The sequence below is a fragment of the Arhodomonas sp. KWT genome (assembly GCF_010993615.1).
The window spans coordinates 1-570 of sequence record NZ_WNXE01001048.1 but is presented as its reverse complement, the minus strand read 5'-3'; the positions used below and the strand labels follow the sequence as shown (position 1 = coordinate 570).

The 570-nt window shown below is 74.7% G+C and carries 1 protein-coding gene; it reads left to right on the top strand.

Annotation, left to right across the window (positions count from 1 at the left end; all coding sequences use genetic code 11):
• A partial coding sequence (locus G7A99_RS24080; RefSeq protein WP_205600052.1) for a winged helix domain-containing protein occupies positions 1 to 423 on the top strand: 423 nt, incomplete at its 5' end.
• Positions 424 to 570 lie beyond the last annotated feature (147 nt).

Sequence of the window (570 nt, the reverse complement as noted above, 5' to 3'; positions counted from 1 at the left end):
CTGCGCCGGCTCATGCGCGAGGCCGCATCGGCGCCGGACGCGGTGCTGGACGACTGGCTCGCGCGCAACCTCACCCGCCCCAAGAGCGCGTTCGCGGAGATCGGCGGCGGCGAGGAGGACGATGCCACCCTCGCCGCCCGCCTGGACGCCGGCGCGACCCTGCGCCTCAACCCCGCAGCACGACTGCTCTGCGCCGAAACCGCCGACGGCCCGTGCTACTACCTCCAGGGCGAGCCGGTGCAGCCGCCCGGGGGGGCGGATGCACTCTGGGCGCGGCTGGCCGCGCGCGAGCCGGTGGAGGCCTCGTCCCTGCCGGACGGGGAAACCGCCCGCACCGGCGCGCTCGCGCTGCTCGGCGAGTGGCGGCGCGCCGGCCACCTGCTCTTCGACGACGAATTCGAGGACTCGATGGATGACGACTGAGCCGTTCACGGTCAGCGACGGCGACTGGAGCGCCGTACACGCCCTGGCGGCGCCGCTGCGGCGGACCGTATTCATCGAGGAACAGGACGTGCCCGAGGCCCTGGAGTGGGACGACCTCGACGCCCCGAGCCGCCACGTCGTCGCCGT